Annotated in this window: 21 protein-coding genes; 3 read left to right on the top strand and 18 right to left on the bottom strand. The window is 52.4% G+C overall.

Annotated elements, in window-relative coordinates; all coding sequences use genetic code 11:
- The first annotated feature begins 234 nt into the window (after positions 1-234).
- Positions 235-696, top strand: coding sequence for a DUF721 domain-containing protein (locus AAY72_RS09685; protein WP_008984700.1), 462 nt, complete (start codon positions 235-237; stop codon positions 694-696).
- A gap of 70 nt (positions 697-766) precedes the next feature.
- On the opposite strand, the gene lpxC is transcribed toward AAY72_RS09685, so the two are convergent.
- The 16 genes from lpxC to mraZ all read right to left on the bottom strand — a co-directional run bounded on the left by lpxC (position 767) and on the right by mraZ (position 18,356).
- Positions 767-1,678, bottom strand: coding sequence for a UDP-3-O-acyl-N-acetylglucosamine deacetylase (gene lpxC / locus AAY72_RS09680; RefSeq protein ID WP_008950267.1), 912 nt, complete (start codon positions 1,676-1,678; stop codon positions 767-769).
- A 164-nt stretch (positions 1,679-1,842) separates the two neighbouring features.
- Positions 1,843-3,012 (bottom strand): cell division protein FtsZ, encoded by a 1,170-nt coding sequence (ftsZ, locus tag AAY72_RS09675; RefSeq protein WP_008950268.1) that lies wholly within the window; start codon positions 3,010-3,012, stop codon positions 1,843-1,845.
- 28 nt (positions 3,013-3,040) lie between these two features.
- Entirely contained in the window at positions 3,041-4,276 is a 1,236-nt protein-coding gene (gene ftsA, locus AAY72_RS09670) for a cell division protein FtsA (RefSeq protein WP_008984701.1), read from the bottom strand.
- Positions 4,273-5,025, bottom strand: coding sequence for a cell division protein FtsQ/DivIB (locus AAY72_RS09665; RefSeq protein WP_008984702.1), 753 nt, complete (start codon positions 5,023-5,025; stop codon positions 4,273-4,275). The genes ftsA and AAY72_RS09665 overlap by 4 nt, the downstream gene beginning before the upstream one ends.
- Before the next feature lie 6 nt (positions 5,026-5,031).
- Positions 5,032-5,943 carry a D-alanine--D-alanine ligase gene (locus AAY72_RS09660; protein ID WP_057787144.1) on the bottom strand — a complete coding sequence of 304 codons (912 nt, stop codon included), beginning with the start codon at positions 5,941-5,943 and terminating at the stop codon, positions 5,032-5,034.
- Positions 5,940-7,394, bottom strand: a complete 1,455-nt coding sequence (gene murC, locus AAY72_RS09655) for a UDP-N-acetylmuramate--L-alanine ligase (protein ID WP_057787142.1) — start codon at positions 7,392-7,394, stop codon at positions 5,940-5,942. The genes AAY72_RS09660 and murC overlap by 4 nt, the downstream gene beginning before the upstream one ends.
- Positions 7,391-8,476: an undecaprenyldiphospho-muramoylpentapeptide beta-N-acetylglucosaminyltransferase gene (murG, locus tag AAY72_RS09650; RefSeq protein ID WP_057787140.1), complete on the bottom strand. Its 1,086-nt coding sequence runs from the start codon at positions 8,474-8,476 to the stop codon at positions 7,391-7,393. The genes murC and murG overlap by 4 nt, the downstream gene beginning before the upstream one ends.
- Positions 8,469-9,668, bottom strand: a complete 1,200-nt coding sequence (ftsW, locus tag AAY72_RS09645; RefSeq protein WP_057787138.1) for a putative lipid II flippase FtsW — start codon at positions 9,666-9,668, stop codon at positions 8,469-8,471. Before ftsW ends, murG begins: the two co-directional genes overlap by 8 nt.
- Positions 9,665-10,996, bottom strand: coding sequence for a UDP-N-acetylmuramoyl-L-alanine--D-glutamate ligase (murD, locus tag AAY72_RS09640; protein ID WP_057787136.1), 1,332 nt, complete (start codon positions 10,994-10,996; stop codon positions 9,665-9,667). The genes ftsW and murD overlap by 4 nt, the downstream gene beginning before the upstream one ends.
- 4 nt (positions 10,997-11,000) lie before the next feature.
- A complete protein-coding gene (gene mraY / locus AAY72_RS09635; RefSeq protein WP_008984708.1) occupies positions 11,001-12,083 on the bottom strand; it encodes a phospho-N-acetylmuramoyl-pentapeptide-transferase in 1,083 nt (360 codons plus the stop codon).
- The gene (gene murF / locus AAY72_RS09630; RefSeq protein ID WP_057787134.1) at positions 12,077-13,456 is read right to left on the bottom strand and encodes a UDP-N-acetylmuramoyl-tripeptide--D-alanyl-D-alanine ligase; all 1,380 of its coding nucleotides are present in this window, start codon (positions 13,454-13,456) and stop codon (positions 12,077-12,079) included. Before murF ends, mraY begins: the two co-directional genes overlap by 7 nt.
- A complete protein-coding gene (locus AAY72_RS09625) occupies positions 13,453-14,907 on the bottom strand; it encodes a UDP-N-acetylmuramoyl-L-alanyl-D-glutamate--2,6-diaminopimelate ligase (RefSeq protein WP_057787132.1) in 1,455 nt (484 codons plus the stop codon). The genes murF and AAY72_RS09625 overlap by 4 nt, the downstream gene beginning before the upstream one ends.
- Complete coding sequence (locus AAY72_RS09620; RefSeq protein ID WP_008984711.1) at positions 14,897-16,648, bottom strand: peptidoglycan glycosyltransferase FtsI; 1,752 nt, start codon at positions 16,646-16,648, stop codon at positions 14,897-14,899. Before AAY72_RS09620 ends, AAY72_RS09625 begins: the two co-directional genes overlap by 11 nt.
- Positions 16,645-16,953 carry a cell division protein FtsL gene (gene ftsL, locus AAY72_RS09615; RefSeq protein WP_008984712.1) on the bottom strand — a complete coding sequence of 103 codons (309 nt, stop codon included), beginning with the start codon at positions 16,951-16,953 and terminating at the stop codon, positions 16,645-16,647. Before ftsL ends, AAY72_RS09620 begins: the two co-directional genes overlap by 4 nt.
- Entirely contained in the window at positions 16,950-17,891 is a 942-nt protein-coding gene (gene rsmH, locus AAY72_RS09610; RefSeq protein WP_057787130.1) for a 16S rRNA (cytosine(1402)-N(4))-methyltransferase RsmH, read from the bottom strand. Before rsmH ends, ftsL begins: the two co-directional genes overlap by 4 nt.
- Entirely contained in the window at positions 17,892-18,356 is a 465-nt protein-coding gene (gene mraZ / locus AAY72_RS09605) for a division/cell wall cluster transcriptional repressor MraZ (protein WP_008984714.1), read from the bottom strand. It lies immediately after the preceding gene.
- Positions 18,357-18,703: 347 nt separating this feature from the next.
- Here mraZ and AAY72_RS09600 point away from each other — a divergent pair, with 347 nt between their 5' ends.
- Complete coding sequence (locus AAY72_RS09600) at positions 18,704-19,549, top strand: MurR/RpiR family transcriptional regulator (protein ID WP_008984715.1); 846 nt, start codon at positions 18,704-18,706, stop codon at positions 19,547-19,549.
- Positions 19,550-19,555: 6 nt separating this feature from the next.
- On the opposite strand, the gene AAY72_RS09595 is transcribed toward AAY72_RS09600, so the two are convergent.
- Together AAY72_RS09595 and AAY72_RS09590 are read right to left on the bottom strand one after the other, a co-directional pair.
- On the bottom strand, positions 19,556-20,650 hold the full coding sequence (locus AAY72_RS09595) for a dipeptide epimerase (RefSeq protein WP_008984716.1): 1,095 nt from the start codon (positions 20,648-20,650) through the stop codon (positions 19,556-19,558).
- Between the two features lie 11 nt (positions 20,651-20,661).
- The gene (locus AAY72_RS09590; RefSeq protein WP_057787128.1) at positions 20,662-22,059 is read right to left on the bottom strand and encodes an SH3 domain-containing protein; all 1,398 of its coding nucleotides are present in this window, start codon (positions 22,057-22,059) and stop codon (positions 20,662-20,664) included.
- A gap of 194 nt (positions 22,060-22,253) precedes the next feature.
- Here AAY72_RS09590 and AAY72_RS09585 point away from each other — a divergent pair, with 194 nt between their 5' ends.
- Positions 22,254-25,097 (top strand): TonB-dependent receptor, encoded by a 2,844-nt coding sequence (locus AAY72_RS09585; RefSeq protein ID WP_057787126.1) that lies wholly within the window; start codon positions 22,254-22,256, stop codon positions 25,095-25,097.
- Positions 25,098-25,126 lie beyond the last annotated feature (29 nt).

Here is a 25,126-nt window from a genome sequence, read left to right as displayed (position 1 = left end):
ATACCATATTAAGTTTAAACTGCATGCCCTACGCCGCTTGCTGAGGCAACTAAGGTGATTGCAGCCCTGGCGACGCCAGTATTAATTTTTGCTGTTACCTGCGCACCAGGCCAGTTGTTGGCAGATGTTAGCAGGATATGGCGCTAAAGACAGTGCCTTTCAAGGCTTAAGCTATGGCTGTATGCAAAAAACTGCTACAATTTTTGCCGATATCTGTCTGTGGTACCTTGCCTGATGAAACGCTATAACCATAAACCTGAAGATCTGAGCCGGCTGTTAAGCCACGGTCAGCTATCGGGTATTCAACAGCAGTTTAGCGTGCTCAGCCAGTTTAATCAGGTTCTGGCCGAGCTGTTGCAAACGCCACAACTGGGCTTTTGTCAGGTTGCCAATATCAAAGATGGCCGGGCTGTCATTTTATGCAGCTCAGCGGCCTGGGCCACCCGCCTGAAAATGCAACGCGACGCCATTTTAGCCAATTTCCGGCAGAAAATCTTGCCTGATTTAGCGGGTCTCGACATCGAAGTTTCGCCCAATGGTCAGAATAAACCGTTCAGTGTGCAGGAAAAGGCAGCAGCAGCCTATCAGGTGAAAAAAGGTGGTCTTAGCGAACAGAATCGTCAGCAACTGGCCGCGTTAGCCGCCAGCAGTGACGGCCCGGTACAACAAGCTTTGCAGCGCTTACTGAAACCCTGAAAACGAATCGGGCCGCAGAGCGGCCCAATTCAACATTCAACATTCAACATTCAACATTCAACATTCAACATTATGCCAACTGCGGCGCCAAAAACGAAATCGGCATCTCGGCTTTGTCTTCAAAGGTCACAAATTCCCAGTTTTCCTGGTTAGCTAACACGGCACTTAACAGCTGGTTATTCAGGGCGTGACCGGTCTTGTAAGAGCGGAATTCACCCAGAATGCTGTAACCGGCCATGTACAGGTCGCCAATGGCATCCAGAATTTTGTGCTTGATAAACTCATCGTCGTAACGCAGGCCGTCCTGGTTTAATACCCGGTATTCGTCCAGCACCACGGCGTTATCCATGCTACCACCTAACGCCAGGTTGTTAGCGCGCAGGTATTCCACTTCATGCAGGAAACCAAAGGTGCGGGCACGGCTAATTTCTTTGATAAAGGCCGCAGCAGAGAAATCCATCACCAGATGCTGGGTGGTTTCAGAAATGACCGGGTGGTTGAAGCTGATGGCAAAGTCCAGTTTAAAACCATTGTAAGGCTTAAACTCGGCCCACTTATCGCCATCTTCTACCCGCACAGTCTGCTTAATACGGATAAACTTTTTTGCCAGTCGCTGTTCGCTGATACCTGCTTCCAGCAACAGATAGACGAAAGGATTGGCGCTACCATCCATAATCGGGATTTCCGGCGCATCGACATCAATCACCAGATTGTCGATGCCCAGACCGGCGATAGCGGCCATCAGGTGTTCGGTAGTAGAGAGGCGCACGCCCTGCTCATTAATTAAACAGGTACACATCACCGTATCACCGACCAGTGATGGCGTGATCTTAAAGTCAATTACCGGGTCCAGGTCTACACGCCGGAATATAATTCCGGTGTTATCGGGTGCAGGCCGGAGAGTAAGCGTAACCTTTTCCCCTTTGTGTAACCCGACGCCGACAGAACTGACTGTTTGGCTGATGGTACGTTGTTTAATCATAATTTTATCCTGCTCATTTACTAAGCAAACAAAATGGGCGCGAAGCATAGCACATGACTGCAACTATGCCAAATATTGGCTGAACAGCAAATGAACTCCATTAACTGCTAAGCTTAAATCGCCACTACCTGTTACCACATACTGCTACCGCATAATTTTCGGTATTAGTCAGCCTGTTTGCGTAAAAAGGCCGGGATATCAAAAATATCAATACCGCCGCCTTTTGGCTCAGGTTGCACCTTGGTTTGTAATACTTCTTCACGCTGTACTACTGGCTGCGGTGCGCTCTGACGCATGGTATTACCATGCTGTACATAGCTGTGGCTGACCGGCTCGGCACGGTGATGCGTTGGTACCAGGCTGATATCTGGTTTGCGATCCGCACCAATACCCGTGGCAACGACGGTCACCCGCAGCTCGTCACGCATTTCCGGATCGATAACAGCACCGACGACAACGGTCGCGTTCTCAGAAGCGAAGGCTTTTACTGCGTTACCAACAGTTTCAAACTCTTCGATACTGATATCCAGACCAGCAGTGATATTCACCAGAATGCCACGCGCGCCGGATAAATCGATATCTTCCAGCAGCGGGCTGGAGATAGCCTGCTCGGCTGCTTCTTCAGCCCGGTCCGGGCCGGTAGCACGACCGGTACCCATCATCGCAGTACCCATTTCTGACATCACAGTACGTACGTCAGCAAAGTCCACGTTGATCAGACCCGGGCGGGTAATTAATTCGGCGATACCCTGCACCGCACCTAACAACACATTATTGGCCGCTTTAAACGCATCCAGCAGGCTGGTGCCTTTACCCAGCACCTTTAACAGTTTGTCGTTCGGGATAGTGATCAGCGAGTCAACATGCTTGCTCAGCTCTGCAATACCTTCATCGGCAAAGGCGGTGCGCTTTTTACCTTCGAACGGGAAGGGTTTAGTCACCACGGCAACAGTCAGAATGCCCAGCTCTTTCGCGACTTCGGCAACGATTGGCGCAGCACCGGTACCGGTACCGCCACCCATACCCGCGGCGATAAACACCATGTCAGCGCCTTGCAGCGTTTTCTTGATGGTTTCGCGATCTTCTTCCGCTGAGCGGCGACCAATCTCCGGATTGGCGCCGGCACCTAAACCTTTGGTTACGGCAGCACCCAGTTGCAGCGTCACATTGGCTGAGGAATTACGCAGTGCCTGCGCATCGGTATTCGCCGCAATAAACTCTACACCTTCGATATTGCTGGCGACCATATACTCGACAGCGTTACCGCCACCACCGCCAACCCCGACAACTTTAATGACAGCTTCTTCGCTGTGGTTTTCCATTAACTCAAACATAGCTCTCTCTCCGTTTTATTACGCTTACTCAAAACTGACCGTTAAACCAGCTGCTGATTTTTTTAAACAGCCCGCTGACTGTATCGCGGCTCTGACCGGCAGCTTTTTGTTGGCTGCGTACGTCTTTGCCGTATAGTAATAAGCCAATGACACTGGCATAAGCCGGATCACTGACATAATCCCGTAAACCTGTGACATGCATCGGATACCCGAGCCGCACCGGCATCTGAAAAATATCTTCAGCAAATTCGACCGCGCCTTCCATCTTGGCAGTGCCACCGGTTAACACCAGACCAGCCGCAATTTGCTCTTCTAAACCACTGGAGCGGATTTCCTCCTGCACCAGTTCAAATAATTCCTGATAACGTGGCTCTACCACTTCCGCTAGCGTATGCCGCGACATCGAACGCGCCGGCCGGCCACCAACACTGGGTACTTCGATGCTTTCTTCTTTACCCACCATACTGCGCAAGGCACAGGCGTACTGCACCTTAATGTCTTCGGCATGGCTGATTGGAGTGCGGAAGATTTTGGCGATATCACTGGTCACCTGATTACCGGCAACCGGGATCACGGCGGTGTGGCGCAAAGCACCATTGGTAAAAATGGCAATATCAATAGTACCACCACCAATATCGACGACACAGACACCCAGCTCTTTTTCGTCATCGGTTAATACCGCATAGCTGGAGGCCAGCGCACTGAAGATTAACTGGTCGACATGCAGACCACAACGCTCGACACATTTTTCGATATTTTTTGCCATATCATTGGCGCAGGTAATGATATGGGCACGGGCTTCCATGCGTACGCCAGACATACCGACCGGACTTTTAATCCCTTCCTGCATATCGACTGAAAACTCCTGCGGCAGTACATGCAGCATCCGGCGCTCAGCCGAAATCGGCACCGACTTAGCGGCGTGAATCACACTGGCGACATCCTCGGCGGTCACTTCGGTATCGTTAATCGGTACCATGCCGCTTTCATTCTGGCAGCGAATATGTTTACCGGTAATGCCCAGATACACCGACGACACCTGACAATCGGCCATCAGTTCGGCCTCATTCACTGCCCGCTGCACTGCCTGCACCACCAGGTTCAGATCGTTAACGCCACCTTTGTCCATGCCGCGCGACGCATGCGTCCCTACGCCTACAATGCTAAGCTGGTTATCTGCGGTGATCTCGCCCACCACCGCTTTAATCTGCGAGGTGCCGATATCCAGACCGACTATCAAATCCCGTTCTGCTGACTTTGTCATGTTTTTCTCTTAGTGTCTGTTACTGCATAGCGCACGGCAATACCCGTGTCATAACGTAAATCAACTTCGGCCATCCCGGCCTGATGTTGTTGCATCTGTGGATACAGCTCAATAAAGCGCTGTAGCCGTTTTAAGGTGTCTTCCCGCCCAAGCTGCAAGCTAAGGCCATCGGCCAATTCCAACCGCCAGGCAAAGCGTTCAGTTAACCACACCTTGCGCACCTGAAATTGATGCAGTGTTAATAACTGCTGCATCTTACTGAACATGTTCAGGGCATCCTGCTCGGCCCCTTGCGGGCCGTGCAACCAGGGTAAGGTTGTAGCCAGCTGTTGAATTGGCGCAGTAAATACCTGGCCTTTATCGTTTAATAGCTGGTCACCATTCCATACCGCTACCGGTTGCTGCTCTGTCACTACCACCACCAGCGTATCAGGCCAAAGTTTGCGCACGGCGCTCTGATACACCCAGGGCTGGAGTTGCAGGAACTGCTGCACCTGATCCACATTCACCCGAAAAAAGTTACCCACATACTCTTGTTGTAAGCGTTGTTGTAATTCGGCAGCATCCAGCTGCTGAAACTTACCATAGAGCTTGACCTGCGAAATCGGCGCACTTTGCTGATCCTGCACCCAGTTTTTCAGCGTCGCGATCAGGTACATTAAAAAAATCAGTGAGCAGGCAAAAAACACCACACCGGCGATAAATTCCGCCCGGCTTTTAGTTGGTGCTGCACTAACCTGCTCTGCCATTTCGACTTAGCCCCTTGCACTTTGCGCTTGCTGTAAAATCGCCAATACCAACTGCTGGAAGCTGTAACCGGCGGCTTTGGCCGCCATCGGCACCAGCGACTTTTCGGTCATGCCTGGCACCGTATTCACCTCTAGTAAATAATGCTGTCCGTTTTGATCCAGCATCAGGTCGACACGGCCCCAGCCACTGGCACCCACAGCGTTAAACGCTGCCAGCGCACTTTGTTGCATCGCTGCGGTAAGCTCTGCCGTGAGCGGCGCCGGGCACAGATACTCAGTGCTATTGGCCTGATATTTAGCCTCGTAATCATAAAACGCCCGCGGGGTGCGCATTTCCACGATCGGCAATACCTGCCCGTTTAAAATCGCGATGGTAAATTCGCGGCCGTTAATCCAGCGCTCAACCAGCACTTCCTGATCATATTGATGGGCGGTAGCTATTGCCGTGGCCAGTTCATCAGCGGTACTGGCGGCACTCATACCAATGCTGGAGCCTTCGTTCGCTGGCTTTACCATCACTTTGCCACCCAGTTGCTGTAGCATAGCGGCATAGTCGGTATCGCCTGGCCGTACTACCAGAAATGGTGCTGTTGGTAAGCCTTGCGCCTGAAACAACCATTTGCAGCGGATCTTGTCCATCGCCAGCGCTGAACCCAGCACGCCACTGCCGGTGTAGGGTAAACCCAGCTGCTGCAAAGCCCCTTGCATGGTGCCATCTTCACCACCGCGACCATGCAATACAATAAACACTTGATCCGCCTGCAAGCTGGATAACGGCTGCTCTTTCGGATCAAAAGCAAAGGCATTAATGCCTGCATCTAATAATGCTGCTAACACTGCCTTACCGGAACGTAAAGACACCTCTCGCTCAGCTGAGCGGCCACCAAACATCACGGCAACTTTTGCGTTAGGGTTCATAGCGCAGCTCCCTTGGTTGCTTTTAATTGTTCTATATTCAGCTGCATGGCGGCTAACTGTTTCACCAAGGCGCCGATATTGCCGGCGCCCTGAGTCAGTACCACATCACCATCCTGTAATACTTCCGCCAGGCTGGCAGCCAGATCGGCCGGCTGAGCGACATAAATGGGTTCTAACTGGCCACGGGCGCGGATCGAGCGCGCCAGACTGCGACTGTCAGCGCCCGGAATCGGCGCTTCACCAGCGGCATAAACCTCGAGCAGTAACAGCGTATCAACTTCGGACAATACCCGGACAAAGTCATCATACAGATCGCGGGTACGGGTATAACGGTGTGGCTGATAACACATCACTAAGCGCCGCTCTGGCCAGGCGCTACGCACCGCTGCAACAGTAGCGGCCACTTCAGTTGGGTGATGGCCATAATCATCCAGTAACAGCACCTTGCCACGGCCGGTGTCAAATTCGCCATATTGTTGGAAGCGCCGGCCAATGCCTTCAAATTTACTGAGCGCCGCCAATATTGCCTGCTCGGCAATCCCCTCATCTTGAGCTAAGGCAAACACAGCAGTGGCATTTAAGGCATTATGCCGGCCCGGTAAATTCAGGCTGATCTCGCGTTGATTGCCTGCCGGGTCGGTAATGACAAACTGGCTGACGGTGCCGCTTTGACTAAAATCGCTAATTTGATAGTCGGCATCCTCGCTAAAGCCATAGGTCAGCACGGTACGGCCAATACAGGGAATGAGCTGCCGCAGCACCGGATCGTCGAGGCAAACCACCGCTAGACCGTAGAAAGGTAAGTTATGTAAAAACTCCAGATAGGTGGCTTTGAGTTTTTCAAAGTCGCCCTGATAGGTGTCCATATGATCGGCTTCGATATTCGTGATCACTGTCGCCATTGGCTGCAGATGTAAAAACGAGGCGTCACTTTCATCGGCTTCGGCAATCAGATAGCGGCCGGCACCTAAGCGGGCATTGGAGCCGGCTGAATTTAATAGACCACCAATGACAAAAGTGGGATCGGCGCCGGCTTCGGCAAATACCGAGGCCATCAGGCTGGTGGTCGTGGTTTTGCCATGGGTACCGGCAATGGCAATACCATGGCGAAAGCGCATCAGCTCACCCAGCATTTCGGCACGACGCACCACCGGAATGCGCAATTCCCGCGCACTGCTCACCTCTGGATTGTCGGCTTTAATGGCACTGGATACCACCACAACACTGGCACCTTGAATATTTGCCGCGCTGTGGCCGATAAAAATCTCCGCCCCAAGCCCGGCCAGCCGCTCCGTTACCGCACCGCTGGCGATATCGGAACCGCTAACTTTGTAGCCCTCATTCAGCAAAACTTCGGCAATACCGCCCATACCGGCACCGCCGATACCGACAAAATGAATGCGCTCGACCCGGCGCATAGCCTGTTTTTTCTGCTGAAGTGTCGTAATCATACTGCTTGTCCTGTTACTTGCTGACACAACGCCACCACTTGCGTGGTGGCATTATCCAGTGCCAATGCTCTGGCTTTGTTAGCGCGCTCGGTTAACAGCGCTCGGTTTTGCATTAATTCCGCGATAATTGGCACCACACCCGGTGTTGCAAGCTGCGCCTGTGGTACCAGCCAGCCACCACCTTGCTCGGTCAAACTGCGGGCATTGGCAGTTTGGTGATCATCAATCGCTGTCGGCAGCGGCACAAAGATTGCGGCGATACCGGCTGCGGCCACTTCGCTAACGGTTAGGGCACCTGCGCGGCAAATCACCAGATCAGCCCAACGATAGGCCGCCGCCATATCTTTAATAAAAGCACTGACTTCAACCGTCACGCCTTGCTCAACCAGCGGCTGATAGGCAGCGGTGACCTGCTGCAACATGGCTTCGCCAGTCTGATGTTTAACCGCCAGTGGCCCTTGTTGTGCCAGGGCGATTAACTGCGCTGGCAATTGTTCGTTTAGCGCTTTCGCCCCTAAGCTGCCGCCCACAATCAGGATGCGCAATTCCGGCGCTGCGGCGCGGTTTTCCCGACAGCCAATCAGGTCACGTCGTACCGGATTGCCGACTAACTGTTGCTTGACCGAGCTGGCAAAAGCCTGCGGGAACGCCACCATAATTTTTTGCGCAAAACGCGCCAGCAATTTATTGGTGCTACCCGGCACCGCGTTTTGCTCATGGATCAACAGCGGCACCCCAGTTAACCAGGCGGCAACGCCTCCCGGGCCACTGGCATAGCCACCAAAACCAACCACCAGCTGCGGCTGTAACTGCTTGATCAATCTCCGGGCTTGCCACACAGAGCGCAGCAGCATTAACGGCGCTTTGAATAACGAAGCCAGACCTTTGCCACGCAAGCCTGCTACCTGAATGCTATAAAACGGATAGCCAAACTCCGGCACCAGTTTCGCTTCCATCCGTTCTGCCGTGCCCAGCCAGGCGATATCCCAGCCGGCTTGCTGTAATGCCTGCGCTACTGCCTGCGCCGGGAAAATATGTCCGCCGGTACCGCCGGCCATAATCAATGCCAGCGGCTTACTCATGCTTGCCTCCACTGACGGCTTGCTTACCCTGTAAACGCACTTCAAAGTCAATCCGCAGTAACAAGGCGGCTGCCATCAGCATAATAATCAGGCTACTGCCACCATAGCTGACAAAGGGTAACGTCATACCCTTGGTTGGCATCATCCCGCTGGCCATACCGGCGTTAACGGCGGTTTGAAAACCAATCCAGATTGCCAGGGCATAGGCCAGAAAGCCGTGAAAGCTCATGCCTTTTTGCAGTGCTCTGTTACCCATCATCAAGGCGCGGAACACTATGATAAACAGCAAGCCCAATAAAACCGCGACACCAAAAAAGCCCGTCTCTTCACCAATGACTGAGATAATAAAGTCGGTATGGGCTTCCGGCAGATACTCCAGCTTCTGAATACTATTGCCCAGCCCCTGCCCGGACCAGCCACCACGGCCAAAGGCCATCAATGACTGTGTCAGCTGATAACCGCTACCAAAGGGATCCGCCCAGGGATCAAGAAAAGCTGTAACCCGGCGCCAGCGGTATTCACTGTAGAAAATCAACACCGCAATGGCTGCCAGACCGGTCAGGATCAGCGCAATAAACTGCCATAATTTGGCACCGGCCAAAAACAACAACACCACCGCAGTGGCAAACATCACTATCACGGTGCCGAGGTCAGGCTGCATCAACAGCAACACCGCGACCACAAATAGCATAATCAACGGTTTCAGGAAGCCCATCAGGTTTTCCCGCACCTCTTCATGGCGGCGTACCAGATAACTGGCCAGGTAAGTAAAGAAGAATAATTTAGCCGGCTCAGCACCCTGCACGTTAATCGGCCCCAGCGCCAGCCAGCGCGTCGAACCATTCACATTCTTACCAAAGACTAATACCGCCACCAGCAGCGCCAGCGCCGCAAACAATAACTGCATATTGTAGTTATGCCAGAAGCTGACTGGTAGCCGGGTAACAGCATAGGCAGCTACCAGCCCCATGCCCATATAAATCAGATGACGAATGGTAAAATGCAGCGGGTTGCCATATAAACGCTCGGCCACCGGGATGGAGGCACTGGTTACCATCACTAGGCTAAAGGCCAGCACCAATAACAGCGCCGTCAGGAAAATATTGTCAAAGGTGCCCTGATCCTTGCTTTGCCACCAGCTATCCAAGCGGGGCAAGGGGTTAAAGCGACCACCTAATAACATGACTTTCATGGCTTTAACTCCCGAACAGCTGCAGCAAACTGTTCACCGCGGTCGGCATAGCTTTTAAACATATCCAGGCTGGCACAAGCCGGCGACAGCAATACCATATCACCGGGCTGAGCCAGCGAAGCCGCGGTTTTAACCGCCTGTTGTATCGTTTTAACCTGAATACTGTCCGGTAGTAAGGCGGCAATGGCTGGCCCATCCTGGCCTAAGGTAATCAATTGCTGTACATCGCGCTGCAATGCCGGTTGCAGTTCAGTCAGATCGGCGCCCTTGGCGTCACCGCCGGCAATCAGGATCAACTTACCAGCCACGCTGCTGCGTAAACCTGCCAGCGCAGCCAGAGTGGCGCCAATATTGGTGCCCTTAGAATCGTTAACCCAGCGCACACCATGGCGCTCTGCGACCAGGTCACAGCGATGGGCCAGACCACGGAAACTGCGCAACGTGCTGGCAATAGCCTGGCGACTGGCACCTGCTGCCAGTGCTAACGCCGCGGCGGCCAGCGCATTAAACTGATTGTGTTTACCAAATAAGCTCATTTCGGTGACGGGCAATAAAGGCTCACCGGCCACCAGCAGGTAGTCCTGTCCCTGATGTTGCACGATACCGAAACCGCTGCTGTTATCCGTTAAACTCAGGGCTAAGACCTGTGTCGCCACTGCGGGTATAGTTAGCGCATCATCGGCGTTATATACTGCCAGCGCACTGTGTTGATAAATGCGTTGTTTTGCCGCAGCATAATCCGCCAGATCCTGATAGCGATCTAAATGGTCGGCACTGACATTCAGATTGGCCGCGGCAACTAACTGCAGGCTAGCCATGGTTTCCAGTTGAAAGCTGGACAACTCCAGTACATAAACCTCAGTCTCGGTTTTAGCCAGCGCATCCAAAACCGGTAAACCGATATTACCGGCCGCCAGCGCTTGAATGCCGCTGTGCTGCAACATCGCTTCGGTGAGCTTAGTTACGGTCGACTTACCATTAGAGCCGGTAATAGCCACCACCGGCTTAGTGTTGTAGCAGGCAAACAGCTCAACATCGCCGATCACCTTCGCGCCCTGTAATTTGGCAAAACGCAGTGCCGGATGTTTTACCGACAAGCCGGGGCTGACAATAATCAGTTCCATCTGCGCCAGGCGGTTGGCATCCAGTTCACCAAGATAAATACCATCGACTTTTTCGGCGGCGATCTGCTCCAGACCTGCCGGTTGCTTGCGGGTATCCATCAAGACCGGTTTAATGCCTTTTGACAGCAAAAAACGCACCGTAGCCAGACCTGACTGGCCCAGCCCAACGACGGCGATACGTTTTGCGGTCAATAAATCCTGCATAACCTTATCTCAGTTTCAGGGTGGCTAAACCCACCAGCACAAAGATGATGGAAAGGATCCAGAAGCGCACGATAACCCGTGGCTCTGGCCAGCCTTTTAATTCGTAATGGTGATGGATCGGTGCCATCCGGAAAATCCGTTGTTTGCGCAGCTTGTATGAGCCAACCTGTAAAATCACCGACAGCGTTTCCATCACAAAGATGCCGCCCATAATAAACAGCACAATTTCCTGGCGGACTAAAATGGCAATAACCCCCAGCACGGCGCCCAGTGCCAGCGAGCCGACATCGCCCATAAACACCAGTGCCGGGTAAGTGTTAAACCACAGAAAGCCTAAACCGGCACCAATTAAGGCCGCGCAGAACACCACCAGCTCACCGGCATAGGGTAAGAACGGAATATTCAGATAACTGGCAAAATTCACGTTACCACTGGCGTAAGCAATAATGGCAAAGGCACCGGCCACCATAATAGTGGGCACTATCGCCAGGCCGTCCAGACCATCTGTCAGGTTCACTGCATTGCTGGTACCGACAATGACAAAGTAACTCAGCGCGATAAACAGTAGGCCCAGCTGTGGCATCACATCCTTCAAGAACGGAACCAATAAGGCCGTTTCGGCTGGCCGCTCAGCGGTGGCATACAGGAAAAAAGCTGTAAGGATGGCAAACAATGACTGCCAGAAGTACTTCCAGCGCGCAATCAAACCTTTGGGATCTTTGCGGATCACTTTGCGGTAATCATCGACAAAACCGATAGCACCAAAACTAACCAGTACAAACAGCACCACCCAGACGTATTTGTTCTCGAGGTTGGCCCATAACAGGGTCGATACCAGAATGGAGCCGAGGATCAGCAAGCCACCCATAGTTGGCGTGCCTTTTTTCGAGAAATGGCTTTCCGGACCATCATTACGGACTACCTGGCCAATCTGCATCCGCTGCAAAGCGGCAATCAGCTTAGGACCAAAATACAGGCTTAGCAGTAAAGAAGTAAGTACGCCAAGAATGGCGCGGAACGTCAAATAACTAAAGACGTTAAAGGCACTGATATATTGGGTTAAATATTCTGCTAACCACACTAACATGGGCTGGTCTCCTGCTGACTACGTTCTAGCAAGTCTTGTACTACTAATTCCATCCGCGCACTGCGTGAACCTTTCACCAGCAGCGTGACATCCGATTTGCCAGCCAACAGTGGCATTAATTGCTCGAGCAGGCTCTGGCGCTGACTAAAATGCGCCCCTGCCGGCCCGAAGCTATCGCTGGCGCTCTGTGATAACACGCCAACAGTGAATAACAGATTAATACCGGCCTTTTTCGCATAATCACCAATCTGTTCGTGGTATAAACGCGCATTGGCACCCAGCTCGCCCATATCGCCAAGCAACAAGCCACGAAAGCCGGAGTAGCTGGCCAATAAATCAATGGCAGCTTTTACCGATTCAACATTGGCATTGTAGGTATCATCAATCAGCCGGAAACCGGGTTTAACCTGCACGATGTTAGTTCGGCCTTTTACCGCTTGCATCTGCAGTAAACCTTGCTGCACCTGCGGTAAACTTAAGCCAAGCTCCAGTGCCGCCGCTGCGGCTGCCAGCGCATTGGCCACGTTATGCCGACCCGGGATCCGCAGCTGAATCTGTTGCTCAGCACCGGCGTGATGCAGCACAAAGTGGGCACAACCCACTTCATCTAACCGGATAGCACTGGCATAAAAATCGGCTGCCGGATTTTCAATACTAAAAGTGCGGTATGGATGGGCAACAACCTGCGCCAGCCAGTAATCGCTGTAGTCACTGTCCAGTGACACAATGGCGACGCCACTGGCGGTTAAGCCATGGTAAATTTCGGCTTTCGCCCGGGCCACACCGTAAATATCACCAAAACCCTCCAGATGTGAGGCCGCGGCATTGGTGATCAGTGCCACATCGGGTTTAACCAGAGCTGTGGTATAAGCAATTTCACCCGGATGGTTGGCGCCCAGTTCCAGCACGGCAAAGCGGTGCTGTTCAGTAAGCCGTAACAGCGTCAGAGGCACACCGATATCGTTGTTAAAATTACCTGCAGTAGCCAGCACCGGACCTTGTTGCTGCAGAATAGCCGCCAGCATTTCTTTAACCGTGGTTTTGCCGGCACTGCCGGTGATGGCGACCGTTTTCGGGGCTAAGCGTTGCTTTAACGCAGCGCCAAGCTGCCCCAGTGCCCGACGACCATCCGGCACCAGAATGTATGGGATATCCAGTGGCGGTACCTGGCTACAAATCAGGGCGACTGCACCTTTAGCAGCCACCTCGGCTAAAAACTGGTTGCCGTCAAAATTAGCCCCTTTTAGCGCCAGAAATACCGCCGCGCCTTCCAGAGTACGGCTATCGGTGCTAATACTGTCGATCACCGGATCTGCACCGACCAACGGGGTTTGTAATATGGCTGCCAACTCAGATAACCGCATACGAATCATGATGCCATCTCCTGTTGTAGTTGGCGGACATAAGCGCGCTCGTCATAGTGGTGTGCTACCGTACCAATAATTTGTTCAGTTTCATGGCCTTTGCCGGCAATCAGCACGATATCATCCGGTTGTGCCTGCAGCAGGGCCAGTTTGATCGCCAACTGGCGGTCAGGTTCTAACGTATAGCTGCAGTTTTCACTGAGCCCGGCGGCAATATCCTGCAGGATCTGCAGCGGGTCTTCGCTGCGCGGGTTATCAGAGGTGAGAATCAGATGGTCCGCTAGCTGTTCGGCAATCTGCCCCATCAGCGGCCGCTTGCCCTTATCGCGGTCTCCACCACAACCAAATACGCACCACAGATGATTTAAACAATGCGCCCGCAACGCTAATAAGGTTTGTTGCAGTGCATCCGGGGTATGGGCGTAGTCCACCACGACCGTCGCACCGGTTGCCAACGGATATTGTTCCATCCGTCCGGCAACAGGTTGCAGTTGAGCAGCAGCCGTGAGCAATGCCGTTAACGGCTGACCCAACGCCTGTAAACAACGGATGGCTGCCAGCGCATTTTGCACGTTAAATTCACCGAGTAGCGGTAGCTGTAGGTTGTACTCGACACCACTCTGCTGTAACTCGCAGAATACGCCTTGTGGATTGGGTGCGGCGCAGCGATAACTTAAGGCGTCAGCTTCGGGGCAGTCTGCGGTCTTACCATAGGCAAATACCGGTAAGGTAGTGGTTGCAGCATAGCTGCGGCCGGTTGCATCAGACAGGTTTAGCACTGCCAGCTCACTTTGTGTCGCCTGAAACAATAACGCTTTGGCCGCCGCATAAGCGTCCATCGAACCGTGATAGTCCAGATGGTCGCGACTCAGATTGGTAAATACTGCCACTTTAAATGTCAGCCCGGCGACCCGCTGCTGCACCAACGCATGCGATGACACTTCCATCGCCACCAGCTTAATGCCAGCAGCGACAAAGCCAGCGAAAATGCGTTGCAGGTCGACAAAGTGCGGCGTGGTATTGGCCAGCGGTGTTAACTGATCCCAGGGCCCATAACCCAAGGTACCAATCACCGCACTGGGGATGCCGAGCTGGCCCGCCAGCTGGGCAATAAAACTGCTAACAGAGGATTTGCCGTTGGTGCCGGTTACGCCTACCAGCGTTAATTGTTGCTGTGGATGACCATAGAAAGCAGCAGCCAATTCCGGCAGTAATTCAACCAGGCGCGGCATCACCAGAACACGCGGATCAGCAAAGCTGCCGCTGGCGGTGAGAACTAAGGCGGCGCCCTGTGCCAGCGCCGCAGTAATAAACTGTTGGCCGTCGGTTTTACTGCCTGCTAGGGCAATAAACACATCACCGGCCTGTACCTGGCGGCTGTCAATGCGCAGCTGCTGTAACGCCACGGCAGGTACTTCAGGGTGATAGGCTGCTAACCAGTGTTGACTGTTAACCGGCATTTTGCCCCCTTGGTACTGCAGTGATTTTCGGCCGGGTCTGTGCATCCGGCGGCAAGTTTAATAGTTGCATCGACGCGCCCATAATTTGCGCAAATACAGGCGCTGCAATTTCACCACCATGATAGAAATCACCGGCTGGTTCGTTGATGACCACCACAGTAACCAGACGCGGATTACTAATGGGGCCAACGCCGGCAAAGGAGGCGATATAGTCATCACCATAACCGCCGGCCACTGCTTTACGGGCAGTACCAGTCTTACCGCCGACCCGATAACCGGGGATCTGGGCGCGGGTGGCAGTGCCGCCCGGGGCAATACTGGCTTCCATCATTTCCAGCATGGCGCCGGCATATTCCGGTTTTAGTACCTGCTCGCCGGTTTCGGGTTCGGCAGTTTTCAGAATAGTCAAAGGCCGGCTGATGCCACCGTTGCCGATAGCGGCGTATGCGCGGGCTAACTGCACAGCAGTAACTGATAAGCCATAGCCGTAAGAGAAGGTAGCGCGTTCAAAGTCAGACCAGCGCTGGCGGAAGCTAAAGATGCCGCTGCTCTCACCGGTTAAACCGGTGCCGGTATCCTGCCCCAGTCCCAGGTTATGATAAAGACCAACGACATGCTGATGGGGAATTTGCAACACCAAACGGGCGACGCCCATATTGCTGGATTTCTGAATAATGCCACCCAGGCTCAGACTGCCGTAGTTATTCGGATCACGGACCCAGCTGCCGCCGATACGCATCACGCCGGGACTGACATCAACCATCGTATCAAGCTCCGCGGTACCAAATTCCAGCGCACTCAATACCGCCAGTGGCTTCATGGTCGAGCCCGGCTCAAAGGTGTCAGTAATGGCGCGGTTGCGGAAGCGGTGCACCGGCGTATTGCGGCGATTATTCGGGTTAAACGACGGGCTATTGACCATCGCCAGAATTTCACCGGTATGCACATCGACCACCACTGCGGAGCCTGAGGCGGCACCGTGTGACAGCACCGCCTTTTTCAACTCACGATAGGCCACCGCCTGAATCCGCTGATCAATACTCAATACCACATTGGCTGGCTCTTGCGAGGCCTCGCGCTCCAGTACTTCAATTTCGCGGCCCTTGGCGTCTTTGCGGAACACCTTGCGACCAGCGGTTCCGGTCAAGACTTCGTTAAAGCGTTTTTCAATGCCTTCGACGCCTACATCGTCGACATTGGTAAAACCAATCAGTTGAGCAGCAACTTCACCTGCTGGGTAATAACGCCGCGACTCCTGCCGGAAATGGATACCAGGTACTTTTAATTTGCGTACATAATCCACCACAGCCGGGTTGACCTGACGTTGCAGATACACAAAACGGCGGCTCGGATTATCGCCAATGCGTTGCAGTAATTGTTGTGGTGTCATTTGCAGTATATCGGCCAGTGCATGCCAGCGCCGTTCATCGGCAGCCGCATTGCGCTCGATCACTTCTTTCGGATCGGCCCAGATGGCCTCTACCGGGACACTGACTGCCATGGCTTCCCCGTGGCGATCGAGAATCATGCCGCGCAACACTTTGTCGGATTCCACCCGCAGTGTGCGTAAATCACCCTGGGTCACCAGCATATCCGGCTCAACCACCTGCAGCCAGGCGGCTCTGGCCACCAATGCCACGAAGACCGTGCTGATACTCAGCAGCACAAAGGCAAAGCGCCAGCCCAACACCGCAGGGTGCTTTCTGGTTTTCGCTTGTGCTTTCATGGCCGGTTTTTTCATGGCTGTTGCACCCTGATATCACGGTCGCCGCTGGGACGTTGCATATTCAGCTGCCGGCGGGCAATTTCTTCCACCCGGCTATGTTCAGCGAGAGCGCGCTGCTCTAATAACAGGTTGCGCCACTCGGTATCCAGCTGATCCCGCTGTTGATAATTTAAATCCTGTTGAATAGTCAGTTGTCGGTTCAGATGCGCCATCTGTACCACTGCCAGCGCCGATAACACACAACAGACCAATAACAGCAACACCAGCTTACGCTGGCGCCATTGTTGGATAATCTGACTGGAGAGGCGGATCTGGCTCATAGCGCTGTCCTCTCTGCTATCCGCAGCACTGCGCTGCGCGCTCTGGGATTTTCAGCCAGCTCGGCGTCCGACGGCATAATGGCTTTGCCAATCAGCTTTAACGGTACTGCCTGCTGTAATTGCGCATTCGTCAGCGGTAAGCCACGTGGCAGCGCTGCTGGCTTAGAATTGCGGCGCATAAACTGTTTTACCAGCCGATCTTCTAACGAGTGAAAGCTGATCACACAAAGCCGGCCGCCCGGTTTTAATACCGCTAACGCGCCTTGCAGCGCCTGATTGACTTGCTCCAGCTCACTGTTGATATAAATGCGAATCGCCTGAAAACTCCGGGTCGCCGGATGCTTTTTCTCTTTCGCGCTTTTGGGCACTGAACGGCTGATTAACTCCGCCAGCTGGGCAGTGCGGGTCAGAGGCTGCTCGGCACGGCTGCTGACAATGCTATTGGCTATGCGCCAGGCAAATTTTTCTTCACCGTATTCGCGCAGCACAAAGCTGATGTCCTCTACGTCAGCACTGGCCAGCCAGTCTGCGGCCGACACACCACTGGTTGGGTCCATCCGCATATCCAGCGGGCCGTCACGCATAAAACTAAAACCCCGTTCGGCTTCATCCAGTTGTGGGGAGGAGACGCCTAAATCGAGTAAAATACCGTCTATTTTGCCAACAATCTGTTGTTGTTCGGCAATCTGTGCCAGGGCGGCAAAGGGGCTATGGGTGATGTGAAAACGCGCATCGGCTTGCAGTGGGGCTGCAGCAGCAATGGCGGCGGGATCGCGATCAATCGCGTATAAACGGCCGTTAGGCCCAAGTTGTTGCAATATCTCCCGGCTATGACCACCACGGCCGAAAGTGCCATCCAGATAGATGCCATCAGCCTTGATTGCCAGTCCTGCCAGGGTTTCCGCCAGCAGTACCGAGATATGCGAAGTCTTGGTCATTTACAGTACAAAATCCTGTAAGCGTTCGGATAACTCAACCGATCCAGCCTGCGCCTGTTCCAGCTCAATATCAGCGGTCAGACGGTCTTGCCAGGCGGCCTCGTCCCAAATCTCAAACTTATTTAATTGACCCACCAAACGGATATTTTTATTCAGGCCTGCGTGCTGCCGTAAGAAAGCCGGCAGCAAAATACGGCCGCTCTTGTCCATATCGCATTCAGTGGCATTACCCAGCAGAATCCGCTGTAAGCGGCGCTCCTGAGGGTTCAGGCTGGAGAGTGATTGTAGTTTTTCTTCGATTTCTTCCCACTCAGCCAGCGGAAACAGCAATAAACACGGGTCGTGCAAATCAATGGTGCAGATCAATTGCCCCTGATTTTCAGACAACAGGCGGTCGCGGTAACGCGCGGGTAGCGCTAACCGTCCTTTGTCATCTAAGGTCAGAGTGAATGATCCACGAAACATCGTTCAGTGCCTGTTTTTAAGTGTTATCTCTGTACCAGCAGATCAGCGGCGTCGATTTACCTGTCGTGAGCTCCCCACCGACAGCAACATCTTTTCCAAAATGATCCACAATTACCCACTTATCCCCACAATGAGACAGTTTAGGGTGCTACTTCAGCGACTGTCAAGGTAAAAACGGTAGCAAAGATCGAATAAGATCCTGTCTCGATCAGGCCTGCAGCGAAGTGGATGATTTAGCGGTTAAATTAGCGAAAAACACAGTAGGAATAAGCAAACTTGCTATTAGGGAATAATTTATTCAATATAAAGTCTCAACAGCCGACCAGACTCTTACAGGGATCTTAGCTATGCTCAGTCTGCTGAAAATCAAAGGCATGCTCGACCAACTCTCAGCCAGCGAACGCAAACTGGCTGACTTTATTCTGGATAACTCGCACCTGCTCCGCGATTACTCTTCGCAGCAGCTGGCGGATGCCGTGGGTATTAGTCAGTCCAGTGTGGTGAAATTTTGCCAGAAACTGGGCTACAAAGGCTACCCTGATTTAAAACTGGCGATTACTGAGGCTGTCGTTACGGCGTCAACCTTGCAACGCGAGCCGGCGGAAAGTCCGAGTGAGCTCAGCAACCTGGGCCAACTGGCCGAACAATTACAACAAAGTCTGTGGCAAAGTTTGCGTGGTTTGTTAAGCATTAATCCTGATGCCAAACTGCAACAAGCCGCCCAGCTATTGCATCAAGCAGGGCAGATTTTACTGGCCGGCAGTGCCCATTCCGCAGTCGTTGCTGCCGATATGCAAAACCGGCTACTGGAGTTAGGTAAGTTAGCGTTATTTCACAGTGATCCGGCATTAAGCCTGCAGTTAGCGCGTACTTTACCCGCCGGCAGTGTTGTGATGTTAATTTCTGATAGTGGTGAGAATGCTGACTTACTGAAATTAGAGCTGTATGCCAGAAAGCGCCAGCTGAAAATTATCTCACTGACCCGTTTTCAAACCAGCGCCCAGAGTGCGGTGGCCGATATCACGCTGTTTACGCTGGATACCGAAACCGATGAGCGTCTGGCGAGGCTAATCACCCAGCAATCACAACAACACCTGTGTCATCTGTTGTTTTTATTACTCTGTCAATGTACCGCTTATCGGCAACAATTAACCGAGCATAATAAATTGCTGGGCTTGCTGGAAAAAAATTAATACTGGCTAAGCCAGCATCTCCAGCCCTTCAATAGCGGTCACGCCTAAACCCGGTGCATCACCGATAGTGATATCCGGGCCATTAAAGCTAACACTGCAACTGACCGGATTAACTGCACACAAGGACGGACCGTCCAGATCGATCTTGGTAATCACATCTGCCTTAGCCACTGCCACATGTACTGCAGCTGCGACACTGATGCTGCTTTCCAGCATACAACCAATCATGCACTGCATATCATAGAACGAGCAAATATCGGCAATCTTAATGGCGTTAGAGATGCCGCCGGTTTTCATCAACTTAATATTGATGATATCTGCGGCGCGCATCTTAATCAGCTCGATCACTTCGCGCGGGCCAAAGCTGCTTTCATCCGCCATCACCGGCGTATGTACACGCTCAGTAATATATTTTAAGCCTTCCAGATCGTAATATTTTACCGGTTGTTCCACCAGTTCCAGTCTGACGCCGGCATCTTCCAGTTTATGTAACGCGTAGACGGCTTCTTTGGCCGTCCAGCCCTGATTAGCATCGAGCCGGATTAAGGCTTTACCGGCCACGGCATTGTAAATGGCTTTGACTCTTTCTATATCGACACCGATATCTTTGCCTACCTTCACTTTCAGGGTTTCGAAACCATTGGCTACTGCATCCAAAGAGTCGGCGACCATTTTATCGATATAGTCGACACTAATGGTAATATCGGTGGTCAGCCGCGGTACGCCGCCGCCCAGCATCTTGTAGAGCGGTGCCTGATAGTACTGGGCGAACAAATCATAGACAGCGATTTCGACGGCGGCTTTGGCACTGTAGTTTTTCATGATACAGCCCTGAATCAGCCGTAAGATATGATTCAGATCAGCAATATCCTGCCCCAGCAGCTTGGGTTTTATCACCGTGCGGATAGCCTCGATAATAGAACCATGAATATCGCCGGTAATCACCGCCGTAGCGGGCGCTTCGCCATAACCGCGATGGCCGGTATCAGTTTCGATAATCACCACCACGTCTTCAATTTGATTGACCGTGCGCAATGCGGTTTTAAACGGGGTTTTCAGCGGCACCCGCAGCATGCCCAGCCGGATATCGGTAATTTTCATGCTAACCTCAGTTAACGCAAGGATTTAATATTATAGAGCCGCTGCAGATAGCTTTGCTCCTCGCTCAAATAGAGCGGTGTTAGTGGTGTCACGGCGACACCGTTCAGAGTACCGCGGTAAAACTGGCCGTCAGCCTGGTAATACGCTAAATCGTAGACGGCATGGATCACAAAGGGTTCGCCCTGACTTTGCCCCAGATACAACATCACATGACCAGGCCGGTAAATAAAATCCCCGACTTTGGCATTGTGGACTTTGGCCAGCTTGTCGGCGACCGGCAGACTCTCATCAAAGCGTTGATTCTGGCCAAAGCCACCATAGCCCTGTTCACCAGAGTTACGCGGCATTAACAGCCCAAAAGTACGAAAGATATCCACTAAAAAGCCGGTACAATCGACACTGTTATAATCGTAGCCCCAGCCATAGCGCTGCCCCAGATACTTAAAGGCCTGCTGTACCACATTGCGCGTGGTGTAAGGCAAATAGCCGGTTACGACGTCCTGATTGCGGCCAATTAATGCTGGCACTAGCACTAATTGCCCATTAGCATCGCGTACCGGTAATTGCACGATATGGCTGGCATGCGGATTCTGGCCATGAATATTGTGTCCCAGCACGGCGGCATCCAACAGTGGCAACCGTACGCCCATATCCAGTTGTAACTCGGAAATCGCCGCCTGCCCGGGTACAAAATTGGTTTTCGCCCGCGCACCGGTCACCACCAGAAAGGGTTTGGCGTCGGCGTACGCTAGTACTTGTTCGCGGCGGCCCAGCGCTATCGCTGTTGTCGGCACCCAACCAGTATAATGATAGTTTTGTACCAACAACCAATTGCCATCCAGACTTTGATGCAGTACCGCCACCGGCTCACCGACAAAGACCGCCGTTTCCTGAAAGCGATTCAGATCCAGCGCCATTGCCTCATTAAATACCCTGAGCTCCGATGGCACGGCGCGCATTAAGGCTCTTTGCGTCACCAGACCAAAGCGGGTCGGATTATCCGCTTGTATCGCCTCTGGATTAAGTTGTTGCAGCAGTGGCACCCAATCAGCGGCACCCAGTTGCCGGCCATCGGCAAAAAAGCGGGCGGAACCGGGAGGTGCACTGACTTTTTGCAGCACAGCGCTGAGTTCGCTCGCGCTGCGACTCATTGGGATCTCGGAGATGGCCAGCATTTCTGGTTGCTGCAAAAAAGTCTGCCGGTTGAACTCGTTGATTTGTTCTACACTTAACAACACTTGATCAGCATCGGCAACTTTGGCCAGCCAGTATTCGGCTGTCAGATGCTGCGGCTGCAGCAATGGAATATCTGAGCTGAACGTTTGACTATAGGCTTTGCTCAGCAACAGGATGCAGCACAGTGTCATCAACTGTAAAGCGCGACTGAGCAGAGAGTTTAAGCGCTGCATTTGCTTCAAAACAGACTCCGCCGGAATGAAATATTCCAAAATTTAATGATTTTTAGCATAAATTATTTTCAAAACCAACAAAAGATTGCTATGTTAATTTTGTGCAGAAATTCTACATCCCTGCACAGCGCCGCACGGCTAGCAGCGTAACGATGTAATAATTATAAAGGGTGTAATATCCAGGAGAGATTGCAATGAAGTTGAACAGGCTCATTCAGTCCATTGCCCTTGCCGGCTTGGGCTCAACAGTCGTAATGGCGCAGGACACCGCAGTACCGGACGCCGAAGATGCAAAAGTAGAACGCATCCGGGTTACCGGTTCCAATATCAAAAGAACCAATATTGAAGGTTCACTCCCATTAACCGTGTTTAGCAAAGCAGAGATTGATGCACAGGGTATTACCTCAGCTGAACAATTATTAATGCAACTGAATATTGCCGGTAACTCCTCGGATAACCTGGCCAGTAATGGCGGTATCGTATCAGAAGAGCAACGTGGTAATAACGGCGTATCAGGCGCTAACCTGCGCGGCCAGGGGGCTGATGCGACGCTGGTATTATTAAACGGCCGCCGCGTAGCAACCCATGGTCTGAAGGGGCGAGCAGTTGACTTAAACTCGATTCCCTTCGCTGCCCTGGAACGGGTTGAAGTACTGCGGGATGGCGCCTCAGCTATGTATGGTACTGACGCCATCGGTGGTGTTATCAACTTTATTACCAAAAAAGATTATACCGGTGCTGAAGCCTCTGCCTTCACTGATACCACCGAAGCCGGTGGGGGTAATATCTATCGTGCTAACCTGCTTGTCGGTGCCGGTGATATTAATCAGGATGGCTGGAACATCTTTGGTACCCTGTCTTATAAAAAGAATGAGACACTGGACGGCAACGATCGGGCTTTCTCCAACACTTTCCAACCCGAGCGTGGTTTATCACCTGATACCCGCGGTACTCCTTTTGCCACCGTCTTTAACCGTCCGGCCAGTCAGCCTAATTTGATTGGCACTGGCCTGCGTGATCCACGCGATGGTTTGACTGTAATTGCGATTAATACGTTGGACTTGCCGGGTGGCGCGGGTTGTGCGGCCGGCGGCGATAATATGGGACCTTATGATGAACGCCTATGGAGTTCATTATCTTCGCGCTATGCCTGTGCCTGGGACTACCCGGCTGCCGCGCGCATCCAACAGCCGCAGGATAGCCTGGATTTTATCAGCCGCGCATCCTTTAAGCTTAACGAGAACCATAGCGCTTATGTCGAGCTAGTCGCCTCTAAAGTTGAAGTCAGTAAAGCTTTTGAACCGAATCAAATCTCTCCCGGTGCAACGTTTACACCTGATACTTGGTATCCCAGTACCGGCGCAGCTTATGATCAGGTGTATGCTGCTTTAGCTAATTATTTTGGCGCCGACCAGCTTAACTATGGTGAGCGTATTGCCTACCGCTGGCGTTGTATGGCCTGTGGTCCGCGTGAAATTGATACGGAAACCACGTCTTATCGAATGATGGCGGCGTTTGAAGGCATTATTACCGCCTTCGATTGGGACTACAACGTTGGTCTATCCCGCGCCTCCAGTGAATCAGACTCCGTATTAGGTAGCGGTTACCATTATACTGATGCGTTGAAGCAAGTGCTGGGCAGCGGTTTAATCAACCCCTTCCTGTTGCCAGGGCAACGCCAGTCTGATGCCGGCATGGCCGCGCTGGAAGCCGCCTCAGCAGCCGGTGTTAAACTCTATGGTGGCGAATCCATCATGACGCAAATCGACGCCACTTTAACAGGCGGCTTGGGTTTTGAGTTACCAGGCGGTGAAATTCAGGCAGCGATTGGTGCCGATCTGCGTCGTGAAGAGTTTAAATTTAACGGCGATGAACGCGCAGAAATGCGACCGATCTTTAATGCGCCTTTCGATAACGCTAACGTGCTGGATAAAGTGAGTCGCGATATCAAGGCGGTGTTCGTTGAGCTCTATGTACCACTGCATGATACCTTGGATGTCAGTCTGGCTGGTCGTTACGATAAATACGATGGCTTTGGTAGTACTACTAACCCGAAAGTCAGCTTTAATTACCGGCCAATGGAAGAGTTAATGTTCCGGGGTGCTTTTAGCACTGGTTTTAAAGTCCCTTCCTTTAACCAACTGTTCAACGGCAATACCGAATCGCAGTACACTGGTTTGGATTTAGCCGATCCTTCAACCTGTCCAAGCGGTGTCGCCAGTGAAACTGTGCCTGGCTGTGCCTCAATCCGGCCGGTTGAAATCTTTGGTGGTAAAGAAGATCTGAAGCCGGAAGAGTCTGAGCAGAAGAGCTTTGGGGTAGTCGTTGCACCATTCGATAACTTTAACTTTAGTATCGACTGGTGGGAAATTGAACGTACCGATACCATTCGCTCCGCGCCACGCGATGTGTTGATTGAGAACTATGACGTATTCCAGGCTAACTGGATCCGCGACAGCAGTGGCCAGGTGATTGCGATTGACCGCCGCTTTATCAACTCTGGCGGTACCCTGACCCGTGGTATTGAGGTCGATGCCAACCTGACAGGTGAATTTGCTGGTGGTAATTGGCGCTTGAATCTGAACGGTAGCTATATTGATTCGTTCAAAACCAAAGGCCTGGAAATACTGCCGTACAGCGACAACCTGGTAGGCGAATACGTACGTTACTATAACCTGCCGATTAAATGGAAACATACGCTGAACCTGAGCTATGTCAAAGGTGACTGGAGCCATAACCTGACTCAGGTGTTCCGTGATGGTTACAAAGATGAGCTACCGGTCAGTGTGCGTAATGGCAGTTATATTCCAAGTGGCTGGAATCCGGATGTCACCAGTTATACCACCTATAACTACAGCCTGAGCTACAGCGGTTTTGATAATCTGAAGTTTACCTTCGGCATCAAAAACCTGTTTGACCAGGATCCGCCGTTTACCGCGCACCAGAACGACTTTGCTGCCGGTGCGGCCTGGGAACCACGAATTGCCGATCCTCGTGGTCGCGCTTATACCCTGTTACTGGAATACAAGTTCCTGTAACACCTCGAAAGCAAAAAGCCCGCGAAATT

The sequence above is a fragment of the Alishewanella sp. WH16-1 genome (assembly GCF_001441695.1).
GTDB classification, from domain to species: Bacteria; Pseudomonadota; Gammaproteobacteria; order Enterobacterales; family Alteromonadaceae; genus Alishewanella; species Alishewanella agri.
The sequence above is the reverse complement of the archived record's forward strand: the minus strand, read 5'-3'. Positions and strand labels throughout refer to the sequence as shown.